Source organism: Sphingopyxis bauzanensis (assembly GCF_002205675.1).
GTDB lineage: Bacteria > Pseudomonadota > Alphaproteobacteria > Sphingomonadales > Sphingomonadaceae > Sphingopyxis > Sphingopyxis bauzanensis.
This window is the reverse complement of record NZ_NISK01000004.1, coordinates 272,635-286,867: the sequence shown is the minus strand read 5'-3', so window position 1 is coordinate 286,867 and position 14,233 is coordinate 272,635. Positions and strand designations below refer to the sequence as shown.

11 protein-coding genes are annotated in these 14,233 nt (G+C 63.7%); 2 read left to right on the top strand and 9 right to left on the bottom strand.

The annotated features are described in order from the left end of the window. Window positions 1-100: 100 nt before the first annotated feature. The 4 genes from CDQ92_RS16880 to CDQ92_RS16865 all read right to left on the bottom strand — a co-directional run bounded on the left by CDQ92_RS16880 (window position 101) and on the right by CDQ92_RS16865 (window position 5,098). Window positions 101-1,537 carry an aldehyde dehydrogenase family protein gene (locus CDQ92_RS16880; protein WP_088442829.1) on the bottom strand — a complete coding sequence of 479 codons (1,437 nt, stop codon included), beginning with the start codon at window positions 1,535-1,537 and terminating at the stop codon, window positions 101-103. 98 nt (window positions 1,538-1,635) lie between these two features. After that, window positions 1,636-2,946, bottom strand: a complete 1,311-nt coding sequence (locus CDQ92_RS16875) for a M20/M25/M40 family metallo-hydrolase (RefSeq protein WP_088442827.1) — start codon at window positions 2,944-2,946, stop codon at window positions 1,636-1,638. Between the two features lie 56 nt (window positions 2,947-3,002). Then, window positions 3,003-4,472 carry a PQQ-dependent sugar dehydrogenase gene (locus CDQ92_RS16870; RefSeq protein ID WP_144035813.1) on the bottom strand — a complete coding sequence of 490 codons (1,470 nt, stop codon included), beginning with the start codon at window positions 4,470-4,472 and terminating at the stop codon, window positions 3,003-3,005. Window positions 4,473-4,579: 107 nt separating this feature from the next. Then, entirely contained in the window at window positions 4,580-5,098 is a 519-nt protein-coding gene (locus tag CDQ92_RS16865) for a hypothetical protein (protein ID WP_144035812.1), read from the bottom strand. Between the two features lie 140 nt (window positions 5,099-5,238). On the opposite strand from CDQ92_RS16865, the gene CDQ92_RS16860 reads away from it, so the two are divergent. Both CDQ92_RS16860 and CDQ92_RS16855 read left to right on the top strand, forming a co-directional pair. Continuing rightward, complete coding sequence (locus CDQ92_RS16860) at window positions 5,239-5,445, top strand: helix-turn-helix transcriptional regulator (protein WP_088442821.1); 207 nt, start codon at window positions 5,239-5,241, stop codon at window positions 5,443-5,445. 4 nt (window positions 5,446-5,449) lie between these two features. Further along, entirely contained in the window at window positions 5,450-6,118 is a 669-nt protein-coding gene (locus CDQ92_RS16855; RefSeq protein ID WP_088442819.1) for a hypothetical protein, read from the top strand. 83 nt (window positions 6,119-6,201) lie between these two features. Here the strand turns inward: CDQ92_RS16855 and glnA are convergent, their stop codons facing one another. From glnA to clpA, 5 genes are all read right to left on the bottom strand, one after another. After that, on the bottom strand, window positions 6,202-7,614 hold the full coding sequence (glnA, locus tag CDQ92_RS16850; RefSeq protein WP_088442817.1) for a type I glutamate--ammonia ligase: 1,413 nt from the start codon (window positions 7,612-7,614) through the stop codon (window positions 6,202-6,204). Between the two features lie 71 nt (window positions 7,615-7,685). Next, window positions 7,686-8,024, bottom strand: a complete 339-nt coding sequence (locus tag CDQ92_RS16845; protein WP_037518110.1) for a P-II family nitrogen regulator — start codon at window positions 8,022-8,024, stop codon at window positions 7,686-7,688. A 384-nt stretch (window positions 8,025-8,408) separates the two neighbouring features. After that, a complete protein-coding gene (locus tag CDQ92_RS16840) occupies window positions 8,409-10,592 on the bottom strand; it encodes a PQQ-dependent dehydrogenase, methanol/ethanol family (protein ID WP_088442815.1) in 2,184 nt (727 codons plus the stop codon). 199 nt (window positions 10,593-10,791) lie between these two features. Beyond that, window positions 10,792-11,631 (bottom strand): type I methionyl aminopeptidase, encoded by an 840-nt coding sequence (gene map, locus CDQ92_RS16835; RefSeq protein ID WP_088442813.1) that lies wholly within the window; start codon window positions 11,629-11,631, stop codon window positions 10,792-10,794. A gap of 173 nt (window positions 11,632-11,804) precedes the next feature. Continuing rightward, a complete protein-coding gene (clpA, locus tag CDQ92_RS16830; RefSeq protein ID WP_088442811.1) occupies window positions 11,805-14,156 on the bottom strand; it encodes an ATP-dependent Clp protease ATP-binding subunit ClpA in 2,352 nt (783 codons plus the stop codon). Window positions 14,157-14,233: the final 77 nt, after the last annotated feature.

Genomic DNA, 14,233 nt, shown 5'->3' with positions numbered 1-14,233 from the left:
AGCGCTGACGGAGCGGCAATGGCGCAACGTCGCTGCTCCTCCACCACCGCTTCGCGGCGGTCCCCCTCCCCATGGCTTCGCCACAGGGAGGGTTTGGATATCAGCCCGGAATGCCGCTGATCGACTTCACTTCCATGAAATCCTTCAACCCGAACACGCCGCCTTCGCGGCCGTTGCCCGATGCCTTGTAGCCGCCGAATGCCGCGCCCGGTCCTGGCCCCCAGGCGTTGACCGCGACCATTCCGGCGCGCAGCTTCGGTGCCAGCCCGGCGGCTTGCGCCGGATCGCCCGAGATTACCGCCGACAGGCCATATTCGGTGTCGTTGGCAATATCGACCGCCTCGTCGAGGTCGCCATAGGCCATGATCGTCGCGACCGGACCGAAAATTTCTTCGTTGGCGATCCGCATGTCGCGTGTGACGCCCGAGAACACCGTCGGCTTGATGTAATAGCCGCGATTGACGTTGCTCGGTAAGCCGGTGCCGCCGGTTTCCAGCGTCGCGCCTTCGTCGATCGCCGACTGGATCAGACCCTGGATCTTGTCGAACTGCGCCTTGTTGACGACGGGGCCGATATGGCCGCCTTCGCTCATCGGGTCGCCGACCGCCGTTCCGTCGAACATCGCCTTGATGACGCCGACCGCTTCGGCCTGACGCTCTTTCTGGACCAGAATGCGCGTCGGGGCGATGCAGCTCTGCCCGGTGTTGACCAGCACGCCCTGCACCGTCGGCGGCAGCACCGCGGCGAAATCGGCGTCGGGCAGGACGATGTTCGGCGACTTGCCGCCGAGTTCCTGATGGACGCGTTTGACGGTGTCGGCGGCGGCCTTGGCAACAAGAATTCCGGCGCGGGTCGAGCCGGTGAAGCTGACCATTTCGATGCCGGGGTGCGCGCTGATCGCGTTGCCGACGGTCGGGCCATCTCCCTGAACGAGGTTGAACACGCCCGGCGGGACGCCCGCGGCGTCGAGGATTTCGGCAAAGATCGTCGCGTTGCCGGGGCATTCTTCGGAGGGCTTGAGAACCATCGTGTTACCCGCGGCGAGCGCCGGAGCGACCTTCAGCGCGATCTGGTTGAGGGGCCAGTTCCACGGCGTGATCATGCCGACGACGCCGATCGGTTCGTAAGCGATGACGCCCGCGGCATATTTTTCGGTGAAGTTGAAGTCTTTCAGCGCGGCGATCGTGCCAAGAAAACCGCCGATGCCCGCTCCGACCTGTGCGGTGCCCGCGAAGCTGACCGGGGCACCCATTTCGCTTGCCATTGACTTGGCAAGATCGGGCGCGCGCCTCTTATATTCCTCGACGATGCGATTGAGCAGGTCGAGGCGCTCTTCGCGCGTCGTCTGCGACCAGCTTTTCAGCGCCTCGCGTGCTGCGGCGACGGCATCGTCAACGTCGGCGGCGGTGCCGAGAACGATCGTCGAGGCGGCTTCTTCGGTCGCCGGGTTAATGACGTCGTGCGGCTTGCCGCCCTTGCTGTCGACCCACTGGCCGCCGATATAATTCTGCTTGAGGTGCGTTGCGGTGTCGCTCATTTTTTCTCTCCCAATCGGCGTGTCTGAATACGTCTCGGATTGCTACCTAATCACTGTGGCGGATGAATCAAGCAACGCCAACTGACAAAGGTGACGGCTCAGCGTTTTTCAGCACTCAGCCGTGACATCAATATGGCAGCGCGCGTCGCTTGCCGCGCGATGCTGGGCAGGTCGACGGTCTCTTCGGGGCCATGATCGCCGGTGCTGTAAGCGCCAAGACCCGCGAGTGAATCGACGAAGGGGGCGACAAAGCTGATGTCGGCGGCCCCACGCTTCAGCGGGTCGAGCGCTGCCATTTCGGGCAGGTCAAGGTCGCGGTTTACCGCGTTCAGCCGGACGAGAAGCGCGCGGTTGCCATCGGTCGGCGCCATCGCGGGATAGCCGCCGGGGTCGAAGTCAAGGGTCGCTGAAGTTCCGGGTGCATGGTCGGCGATGATCGCCGCCATCTTGTCCTTCACCCGCGTTGCCTGTTCGCCCGACAGCGTGCGAAGGTCGCCACGCGCGACGGCAGTGGCGGCGATTATATTGGTCTTGCCGGTGGCATTGGCGCGGATTTTGCCCTCATCGAGTATCGCCTGCTCGCCGCCTGCGACCAGTCCGACGTTGAAGGTCAGATTGGGTTCGGGCAGCTCGGTGCGGAAACGGTGGATGATCCGCGCCAGTTCATAGATCGCGCCGTCGCCGGTATTAGCGCTGAAAATGCCCGAGCTGTGCCCGGCCTTGCCGGTGGCGGTGACAGTCCAGCTTTCGGACGAGCGGCGTGCGATCGAACTCATGTCGGCGCCCGCATCGCGGATCAGCCCTTCGAAACATAGCGCGACATCGCTGCGCTTGCCCGCGGCGATCAGGTCGGCGCGTGCGATCTCGATCGGGTCTCCCGCATCCTCCTCGTCGCCGGTCATGTGAAATTCGATATTGGCGTCCTTCAGCGTCCCCGTCGCGTGCATCGCGCGCAGCGCCGCGAGCGCGACGACCATCCCGCCCTTATCGTCACCCGCCCCCGGTCCCTTGGCGACGTCGCCCCTGCGCTCGAAGCGCTGGAACGGCGAATCGGGTTCGAAGACCGTGTCGAGATGCGCGATGAGGAGCAGGCGCTTGCCGTCCCGCTTGCCCTTGTGCGTCGCAATCAGGTGCCCGGCGCGGCCGGTCTCGCGCATCGGTTTCCAGGTCACCGTGAAGCCCAGCGGTTCGAGCTCGGCGCGCATCATCGCCCCGACCTTTTCGACGCCCTCGAGGTTGAGCGAGCCGCTGTTCTGGTTGACCAGCTTTTCAAGCAGCGCGATCGAGCGCGGTTGCTCGGCCTCGATCATTTTTGCCATCGCGCTTTCGGCCATGCTAAGCTCTGCCTGAGCCGCAGGTGCGAGTGCGAGTTGAAGCGCGATCAGGGCGGCAAATGTCAGCGATTTCATGGAGGACTCCTCTGGACGTCCCCATTGTGCCGCTTGCACGGACTGCGGGCAAGCGATCAGCCGGGGCGGACCATGAAAATGCTGCCGCCGATGCTGACGATGAACAGATTGCCCGCGCTGTCTTCGCCGAACGAGGCGATCGAACTGAGCGTCCCGGCGTCGGGGGAGAAATCCTCGTTGCGCCGCGCGAAGCGCGACGACGGGAGCGTCTGTCCGGCGATCATGCTGGAAAAAGGCACCGACCAGATATTACCAGAGATAAAGTCGCCAAAAACATACTGACCCTGTAGCGATGTCACCGGGCCGCGATAGACATAGCCGCCGGTGACGGTCCGGCCCTGCCTTGGGCCGCTGCCATGGCCATATTCGAGCACGGGATTGGTCAGCCCCGCGGGGGCGGTGCCGGTATAGGGCTGGGTGCCCTCGAGGAAGCGCCAGCCGAAGTTCAGCCCCGGCTGAGAGGTTGTCACCATGTCGACTTCTTCGACCGCGCTTTGGCCGACGTCGCCGATCAGCAGCGTTGAGCCCGAAAAGGAAGCGCGGAACGGGTTACGGAGGCCAAAGGCAAAGACATAGGGGTCGCCGCCGCTCGTGATAAATGGATTACCGGGTGCAGGAGCAAAGCTGCTGCCGCCTGCGCCGACGGCAAAGCGCAGGATCTTGCCAAGCTGCACATTGCGGTTCTGTGCATTGTTGTTGGGATCGCCGCCGCCGCCGCCGTCGCCGACTGCGACATAGACATGACCGTCGGGACCAAAGCCGATCCAGCCGCCATTATGATTGTCGAACCCGGGGTGCGGGATGTCGAGCACGGTATCGTAACTGGTCGAGCTGTTCGGCTGCCCCAGCGTATAGCGCCGCACCTGGATATTGCCGTTGGTCGCGGTGGCGACCGCGAACACGCGCTGCGACGTCGCATGGTCGGGATAGGCGGCGAGGCCGAGCAGGCCGCGCTCGCCGCTGGTCGAAATGTCGGAGATGTCGAGCACGAGCGTACGGCTGCCATTGGCGGGATCGAAGCGATAGACGTTGCCGCCCTTTTCGACGACGTAGACGCTGCTGCTGCCGGGTATCGGGGCGACATAGAGCGGCTGGCTGAAGCCGGTGCCGACGCGCGCTACCGATATGCCCTCGCGGCTGTTGGTGACCGTGATGTTGACCGCCTGCGTCACGCTCGCCTGACCGTCGCTGACGCGCAGCACAACCGCATAGACATTGTCGCCGTCGGCGTCCCCGGGCAGATCGAAATCGGGCGCCGCGCCAAAGCTGAGTGCGCCAGCACCTGTGATCGCAAAACGCGCCGCGTCGGGGCCGCCGTCGATCGTGAAGGTCAGGGTGTTGCCATCGGGATCGGTCGCGGTCGCCTGATAGGCGGCGGTGCTGTTTTCGGCGACGCTCACGGTTTGCAGCGAGGTGAAGCTGGGCGGGGTATTGGCCGCGGGCGGGGTGCCGCCGCCGCTACTGCCACCGCCACCGCATGACGCGAGCAACAGGGACGTGAGGAGGAGGGAGACGCGCTTCCGCATGGCCAAACTGCCTTTCGCGATCAAAGCCACCCCGCTCGCAACCTGCCACGGGTCGATTGCGGCGGCAACCCCGGCGGTTTACCATAGAGTCCTTGCGCCGGGCGGCGTCAGTCGGGCTCTTTGGCCTCGTCGAAATCGTTGAGCTTGCCCAGTGCCTCTTGCGCGATTTTTCGCAGGACCACACGATTGACTGTCAAGCCTTTCGCACCGTCGCCGGCCAGGTCGTCGATGGCAAAATCGACGCGGGTGCGATCGGGCGCCAGCTCTTCGAAGGTGAATTTGAGCCCCGTTATAAGCGCGCCGTCATCGACGTTGTAGATCAGATGCGCTTCGCGGGGGATTTCCATCGCGACCGCTATCTTGATCTTATAGGCGTCGGGCCGCTCATCGGGGACCATCTTCTCGAAACCCGGATCGCGCTTTTCGGCGACCAACTCATAGAGGCGCGTCGATCCGCCGTTGGTCACCAGCGGCATCCCGGTAAAGGCGCTGCCATCGCCAAACATTTTCGCAAACACCTCTTCGCGTGGCGCCGCGACCGTGCGAGTCTGGTTTGCCAGCTCGGCTATTTTGCCGCAGCTCGCGGTCAGCAGCATGAAGGCAACCAAGACTGTGGAGCGTAGCATCGGGATCCCCCTGAAAAGCGGAGTCAGTATAGCGATGGCGATTTACCAAAGCGTCAATGGCTGCCGCTTTCGCATGTAAAGAGTGTTTGACAGGCCAGGCGCCTCGCTGTAAAGAGCTCTTGACAGGCAAGGGAGTGGCTGTGGAAAATCGGGTCCGCGAATATCGCGAAGCGGCGGGGTGGAGCCAGGGCGAATTGGCCCGGCGCCTGGGGGTATCGCGCCAGACGATCAACGCGGTCGAAACCGACAAATACGATCCCAGCCTGCCGCTCGCGCTCCGCATGGCGGGGCTGTTCGCCCTCGAAGTGCGCGAGCTGTTTATCGATCATTGGACGGCGAAGGAGTAGCGGGATGACGACGCAGGCAAGCAAGGCCGCCGGATGGCGCAAGATGGCGATGCAGGCGGCAATCGGCGCGGCGGCGGGCGCCGGAGGCATGTTCGCGGGGTTGCAGCTGGTCGAGGGGCAGGGCGGTTTCGACTGGACGGGATCGTCGATCATCCTGTTCGGCATCGGGCTGGTTTATGCACTGATGGGGGTGTTCGTCGGGATCGGAACGGTAGCGCCGCGTCTGTTCGGCCAGCGGCTGCTCAACGTCGCCGATGCCGAAGAAATCGTCGAGGAGCGCGCGAACATGGCTGGCAGCGCTGTCGGCTGCCTGATTCTGGGCGCAGCGGTCATGTTGCTGGCGCATGCGGCGGCGGCTGACGCCGCGGGCGTTGCGGCGCTGGTCACCCCAGCGCTCGCTTTCTGCATTCTGCTGACGGTTCTGGTCGGCTTTACGGCGATATCGGTGTGGATGTGGCGGGGTTTTGACGAGCTGTGGCGCCAGTTGATGGTCGAAATATCCGCGATCACCGGCAATCTTCTTCTGTTGATCGCGATCATCTGGGGCGGCGCCGCCGCGGTGGGGCTGGCCGCCGGGCCGCACCCGCTCGATCTGGTGTCGGTCGCATTCGGATCGCTCCTGTTCGCCTGTTTTGCAGGCGCGGGATGGCGCGGGATGATGGCGCCGCGCTAGCGCTTTCGTTGGACGAAGGAACAAAAAAGGCGCCCGGTTCCCCCGAACCTGGCGCCTTCCTTGGCGTCGCTGACCCTTGCGGATCAGGCGCTGTAGTACATGTCGAATTCGACCGGGCTCGGGGTCTGTTCGACGCGATATACTTCGTCCCACTTCAGCTCGACATAGGCTTCGATCTGATCCTTGGTGAACACGTCGCCCTTGAGCAGGAAGTCATGGTCGGCAAGCAGCGCGTCGAGCGCCTCGCGCAAGCTGCCGCAGACGGTCGGGACTTCGGCAAGTTCTTCGGGCGGCAGGTCATAGAGGTTCTTGTCCATCGGATCGCCCGGGTGGATCTTGTTCTGGATGCCGTCGAGGCCCGCCATCAGCAGCGCCGAGTAGCAGAGGTACGGATTGGCCATCGCGTCGGGGAAACGGAATTCGACGCGCTTCGCCTTGGCGCCCGCACCATAAGGGATACGGCACGAGGCCGAGCGGTTGCGGCTCGAATAGGCGAGCAGAACCGGCGCTTCGAAACCGGGGACGAGACGCTTGTAGCTGTTCGTGGTCGGGTTGGTGAAGGCGTTGAGCGCCTTCGCATGCTTGACGACGCCGCCGATGAAATAGAGGCACATGTCGCTAAGGCCCGCATAGCCGTTACCCGCGAACAGCGGCTTGCCCTTTTCCCAGATCGAGATGTGGGTGTGCATGCCGCTGCCGTTATCGTCTTTGATCGGCTTGGGCATGAAGGTCGCGGTCTTGCCATAAGCATGTGCGACCTGATGCACGACATATTTGTAGATCTGCATGCGGTCGGCGGTCTGCGTCAGCGTGCCGAAGGTCAGGCCAAGCTCATGCTGCGCGGCGGCGACTTCGTGGTGGTGCTTGTCGCAGGGCAGGCCCATTTCGAGCATCGTCGACACCATCTCGGCGCGGATGTCGACGGCGCTGTCGACCGGCGCGACGGGGAAATAGCCGCCCTTGGCGCGCGGGCGGTGGGCGAGGTTGCCGCCTTCATAGCTGCGGCCGGTGTTGGTCGGCAGTTCGATGTCGTCGATCTCGAACCCCGACTTGTTGTAGCCGGTCTCGAATCGAACATCGTCGAACATGAAGAATTCGGCTTCGGGGCCGACATAAACGGTGTCGCCGACGCCGGTCGAGGCAACATAGGCCTCGGCGCGCTTGGCCGTCGTGCGCGGATCGCGGGCATAGCCTTCGCCGGTCGACGGCTCGACAATGTCGCAAAAGATGACAAGCATCGGGGTCGCCGAGAAGGGATCGTCATAGACCGCGTCGAGGTCGGGCATCAGGATCATGTCGGACTCGTTGATCGCCTTCCAGCCCTCGATCGACGAGCCGTCGAACATCAGGCCGTCTTCGAGCGCGTCTTCGTCGATTACACCGGCGCACATCGTCAGATGCTGCCACTTGCCCTTGGGATCGGTGAAGCGCAGGTCGACCCACTCGATGTCGTTTTCCTTGATCCGGGCGATGATATCCTTGGGCTTCGTAGCCATGGTCTGAACTTCCTTCTTGCGATGATGACCGGCTCGGCCGGTTTCGTTGAACAGGGTGGGGAGCGGATGTCTTAAAGGGCGTCCTCGTTGCGCTCGCCGGTGCGGATGCGCAGCGCGGTTTCGACCGGGATGACGAAAATTTTGCCGTCGCCGATGCGACCGGTCTGCGCGGCGGCGGCGATCGCCTCGACGACGCGTTCGGCCATGCTGTCCTCGACGATGACTTCCAGCTTCACCTTGGGCAGGAAATCGACGACATATTCGGCACCGCGATACAGTTCGGTATGGCCTTTTTGCCGGCCAAAGCCCTTGGCTTCGGTGACGGTAATGCCGCTGACGCCGACTTCGTGCAGCGCTTCCTTGACCTCGTCGAGCTTGAACGGCTTGATGATCGCCTCAATCTTCTTCACGCTTTTCGTCCCCCTTGGGCATTTCCTATCGCTCGCAGCCAGAGCCGGATCAGGCCTGCCTGTCCGGTTCGCACCCGTGAGTCGCTGCGAGGCCCCGTCATCTTGCACCAATCAAGAGCCGTGCCAATTGGCGAATCGCAAGCTTTCGGTAAGATTTGTGACACGATGTTGCGCGGTTGCTTAAGGGGTGAGCAACGGGTGCGATGCAGTGCCTAAAAAAGTGGCAGGTTCGTACCATATCCTTCCTTGTCGCGCAGCGATGGGGAGCGGGACTGTCGCCGCAGGCGCTGGCGGAGGGGCCGCGACGTCACGCCATGGCCCACTCCGCCAGCGGCTACGCCGCTGCCACCTCCCCATGACGTCCTCACAGGGAGGATCGGGATATTACCGGCCCATCGGCGCCGCGCTGTGGGCGAGATTCGCCTTGGTCCAGTTCGACCGTTCGATGACATAGGCGCGGATCGCTTCGGCGTCCTGCGGCGTGAGCACTTTCGCGAAGCTGACCATGCCGCGATCCTTCAGCGCGCCCTCGATCACCACGCCCTTCCATGCCATGGCATTGGCCAGCGTGCCCGAGACGCGGAGGTCGGGGGTGAAGCCGTTGCCGATCGCGCTGTCGCCGTGGCAGACCATGCAATAGCGCCCGAACTGCGCCTTGCCCGCCATGACTTGCGTCGCGCTGGCGGTCATCGGCGGCGGGTCCCACGCCAGCGTTGTCGTTGTGGGCGGCGCAGGCAGTTTGCCGGTGCCGCCAATCGTGAGCACCACCAGCCGCGGGATGTTCGGGATCTTGCGCGTGGCACCGCCTGCAACCCCGGCGACGAGCGGGAAAGCGCCGCCTTTGCTCGTCATGAAGGCGACGTACTGGATGCCGTCGACGCGAAAGGTCGAGGGCGCGCTGACGATGCCCGACTGCATGTCGAGGTCGAGCAATTGCTTGCCGGTGTCGGCGGTGTAGGCGCGGAAGCGGCCGAGGCTGGTACCCTGGAACACCAGATTGCCCGCGGTCGTCATCGTGCCGCCATTCCACGCCGCGGGATGATCGACCGCCCAGGCGACCTTACCGGTGCGCGGGTCGAAGGCGACGAGGCGCCCGGTGGTCGCGGCGACCGCGGCGCGGAAGGCCGCCTTGTCGTCGGGGAGCAGCGTGCCGGTGAGCGAGGTCCCCACGTTGAAGCCGAGCACCTTGCGCTTGTCGAGCTCATTCATGTCGGCGAGATAGCCCTGCGGGATCTGCTGCGCCGGAATATAGACCAGCCCGGTCGCTGGATTATAGCTCATCGGGTGCCAGTTATGCGCGCCGAGCGCCCCGGGGATCGCGATGAAGGGCTTGCCGGTCTTGTAGAAACGCGCCTCAGGATTTTCGATCGGGCGCCCGGTGGCGAGGTCGTAGCCCGTGGCCCAGTTGATCCCGTCGACGAAGGGCTTGGCGTCGATCAGCTTGCCGTTGGTGCGGTCGATGGTGAAGAAAAAGCCATTCTTCGGCGCATGGTACAGCACCTTGGTCGGGGTGCCGTTCACGGCCTGCTCGGCGAGGATGATCGGCTGGGTCGCGGTGTAATCCCACGTCTCGCCCGGCGTTTCCTGATAGTGCCATTTATAGGCGCCGGTCGAGGCGTCGAGCGCGACGATCGACGAGAGGAACCAGTTGTCGCCTTCGCCGTTCGAGCGCGTGCCGTGGTTCCACGGATTGCCGTTGCCGACACCCAGATAGACCTGATCGAGATCCTTGTCGTACACGATGGCGTCCCACACGGTGCCGCCGCCGCCGGAGGTCTGCCACTCGCCCGTGTCGGACCAGGTGGCGTTGGCCTTGGTCGCAAAGATTTCGTCCGACGCGGCGCCGTCCTTCGCTTTGGTCGGGTTCGGCGCGGTGTAGAAGCGCCAGCGTTCCTTGCCGGTATCGGCTTCGTAAGCGGTGACATAACCGCGCACCCCGAATTCGGCGCCGCCGTTGCCGATCAGCACCATGTCCTTCACAACGCGCGGCGCGCCGGTGATCGTGTAGGGCTTTGCGGGGTCGACGGTGAGCGTCGACCACACCTCCGTGCCGGTCTTGCGGTCGAGTGCGATCAGGCGGCCGTCGATCGTCCCGACGAAAACCTTTTCGCCCCACAGCGCAACGCCGCGGTTGACGACGTCGCAGCAGGCATTGACCGCGCTCTCACCGGGGACTTTGGGGTCAAATTTCCACAGCGGCTTGCCGGTCGCGGCATCCCAGGCGCTGACCTTTGACCAGGCGTGGGTGACATACATCACGCCGTCGACGACGACGGGGGTGGCTTCCTGCCCGCGTGCGTCTTCTAGGTCGGCGGTCCAGGCAATGCCGAGTTCGCCCACATTCTTTTCGCTGATGTCGGTGAGCGGACTGAAGCGTTGTTCGTCGTAATTGAAACCGATCGCGCCCCAGTCGTCGCCATTGCCACCGGTCTTGAGCAGGGTCTCGCTGGCCTTTTCGGCATCGTCGAGCGATCCGCCGGTGATGCTCTCATTCTTCGATGCGTTGCACGCCGCCAATGCCAGCGCCGCGCAGCTCAGCAGCGCGGCCTTCAAGACCCGTTTCGCCATTCATGCTCTCCCGTTCGACGCCTATGCTTGACGTTAACGTCAAGTCTGCGCGCGATAGGGCGCGCGTGCAAGGGAGAATGTGGGCTCCCTCTTATCGTCACCCCGGACTTGATCCAAGGTGCACCAAGGCCAGCGCGGCATCGGAAGTCGTGGTTCCGGGATCAAGTCCGGGATGACGAAGTGTAAACCGCTGTTTCGATCAGGCCCAAGGTGGCGCGTTCAAGCCCTTCGGACTCGCGGTGAAAATCTCGCAGCCGGTTTCGGTGATCCCGATGCTGTGCTCGAATTGCGCCGATAGCGAACGGTCGCGGGTCACCGCGGTCCAGCCGTCGGGCAGCATCTTCACCGCAAATTTTCCGGTGTTGATCATCGGCTCGATCGTGAAAAACATGCCGGGGCGTAGCTCGGGTCCGGTGCCGGGGCGCCCGGCGTGGACGACTTCGGGGGCGTCGTGGAACATCTGTCCCAGTCCGTGGCCGCAGAAATCGCGGACGACCGAATAGCGATGGCGTTCGGCGTGGGTCTGGATCGCGTGCGCGACGTCGCCCATGCGGTTGCCGGGTTTTGCCTGCTCGATACCGAGCATCAGGCATTCATAGGTAACCTCGACGAGGCGCTTCGCCTTGATCGGCACATCACCGACCAGATACATGCGGCTGGTGTCGCCGTGCCAGCCGTCGATGATCGTCGTCACGTCGATATTGACGATGTCGCCCTCGCGCACCGGCTTGTCGTCGGGGATGCCGTGGCACACGACATGATTGATGCTGGTGCAGCAGCTGTGCGTGAAGCCGCGATAGCCGAGCGTCGCGGGGATTCCGCCGCCGTCGAGCATCATCGTGCGGACAAGATCGTCGATCGCCGCGGTGGTCACGCCGGGCTGGACGAAGGGGACCAGCGCGTCGAGGATTTCGGCCGACAGACGGCCTGCTTTGCGCATGCCGGCAAAGCCCGCCTCGTCGTGCAGCTTGATGGTGCCGTCGCGGACGGGGGTGGGGGCGCCAGCGTCGGCGGTGGTTACGGAGACATAGTCGTACATCAGACCAATATACTCACTGGAGGCCGAAAAAGCGAGGGGCGGTTAAAATCCCTCCCGCTTGCGGGAGGAGTTTGGGGAGGGGCTGTAGCCTTGCCAAGCCCTGCCCGCTGCGACCAGCGGGCAAGCCCGCAAGTCTCGCTGCCCCTCCCGCGCAGGCGGGAGGGGAGCACGTTCTATTCCGCCGCCTTCTTCGCCTTGTCGGCCTTGGGTGGCTTCGCCTTGCCCTTGCCCGCTTTCGGCGGTGCCGAGACGATTTCGAACGCCAGCGGATTGCCGACCTTGGCGTCGTCGCCGGTCTTCATCTTCACCTTGACCTCGCCGCCATGGACCAGCTTGCCGAACAGCAGTTCCTCAGCGAGCGGCTGCTTGATCTTTTCCTGGATCAAGCGGCCCATCGGGCGGGCGCCGTACAGCTTGTCATAGCCCTTGCCGGTCAGCCACTCGCGCGCCGCATCGTCGAGCTGGATGTGGACGTTGCGGTCGGCAAGCTGCAATTCGAGTTCAAGGATGAACTTGTCAACGACGCGCGCGACAACCTCGGGCGGCAGATAGCCGAAGGGGACGATTGCATCGAGGCGGTTGCGGAATTCGGGGGTGAACATGCGCTTCACCGCCTCTTCCTGCACATCCTCGCGCGTCGACTGGCCGAAACCGATCGACTCGCGCGCCATGTCACTGGCGCCCGCGTTGGTCGTCATGATCAGGATGACGTTGCGGAAATCGACCGTCTTGCCGTGGTGGTCGGTCAGGCGGCCATTGTCCATCACCTGCAGCAGGATGTTGAACAGGTCGGGGTGCGCCTTTTCGATTTCGTCGAGCAGCAGCACGCAATGCGGGTTCTGGTCGATCGCATCGGTGAGCAGCCCGCCCTGATCATAACCAACATAGCCCGGGGGCGCGCCGATCAGGCGGCTGACCGAGTGGCGCTCCATATATTCGGACATGTCGAAGCGCTGGAGCGGGATGCCCATGATCGACGCGAGCTGTTTGGCGACCTCGGTCTTGCCGACGCCGGTCGGGCCGCTGAACAGATAGTTGCCGATCGGCTTTTCGGGATCGCGCAGCCCGGCACGGCTCAGCTTGATTGCGGAAGACAACACTTCGATCGCGGTGTTCTGGCCGAACACGACGCGCTTGAGGTCGGTCTCCAGGCTGGCGAGGGTCGCCTTGTCGTCGCTCGACACCGATTTGGGCGGGATGCGCGCCATCGTTGCGATCACGGCCTCGATTTCCTTGGCGGTGATCGTCTTCTTACGCTTCGAGGGGGCGACGAGCATCTGCATCGCGCCGACCTCGTCGATCACGTCGATCGCCTTGTCGGGCAATTTGCGGTCGTTGATGTAGCGCGCTGACAGCTCGACCGCGGCATTGATCGCATCGGGGGTGTAACGCACCTGATGATGCGCCTCGAACGCGCTGCGCAGACCCGCGAGGATCTTCTTCGTGTCCTCCAGCGTCGGTTCGACCACGTCGATCTTCTGGAACCGGCGCAGCAGTGCGCGGTCCTTTTCGAAATGGTTGCGGAACTCCTTGTACGTCGTCGAGCCGATGCAGCGGATGACCCCGCCTGACAAGGCGGGCTTGAGCAGGTTCGACGCATCCATGGCGCCGCCTGAAGTGGCACCCGCGCCGATGACGGTGTGGATTTCGTCGATGAACAGGATCGCGTGCGGCAGCCCTTCGAGTTCGGTCACGACCTGTTTCAGCCGTTCCTCGAAATCGCCGCGATAACGCGTGCCCGCCAGCAGTGCGCCCATGTCGAGCGAATAGATGACCGCGGGCAGCAGCACCTCGGGCACGTCGCCCTCGATAATCTTGCGCGCGAGGCCTTCGGCGATTGCGGTCTTGCCGACGCCGGGATCACCGACATAGAGCGGATTGTTCTTTGACCGGCGGCAGAGGATCTGGATTGTGCGATCGACCTCGGCACCGCGGCCGATCAGCGGGTCGACCTTACCGATCTTGGCTTTCTCGTTGAGGTTGACGGTGAACTGGTCGAGCGCAGTTTCTTTCTTGTTCTTGCCGCCGCTGTCCTTGTCCTTCGTCTCTTCCTTTTCCTCGGGCTCGGCCTGCGGCGAGGGTTTGCCGCCCTTGCCGACGCCGTGGCTGAGGTAGGAGACCGCGTCGAGGCGGGTCAGATCCTGCTGCTGGAGGAAATAGACCGCATAGGATTCGCGTTCGGAGAAGAGTGCGACGAGAACGTTGGCGCCGGTCACCTCATCCTTGCCCGACGACTGGACGTGCAGGATCGCGCGCTGGACGACGCGCTGGAAGCCGCTGGTCGGCGACGGATCGCTGTGCCCTTCGACCTTCAGGCTGTCGAGTTCGGTATCGAGATAGTGAACGACCGCCGATTGCAGGTCGTCGACCGCAACACCGCAGGCGCGCATGACTTCGGCCGCATGGTCGTCGTCGATCAGCGCGAAGAGCAGATGCTCCAAAGTCGCATATTCGTGGTGACGCTCCGATGCGGCTTTCAGCGCATTGTGCAGAGTCTTTTCGAGGCTCTCCGAAAAGGACGGCATGGACTTTTCTCCTTGCGAGGCCCGCCGGGGGAGAGAGGCGGCCCCTAGGAACACAAGGTGGCGATGCCGCCGCCGCC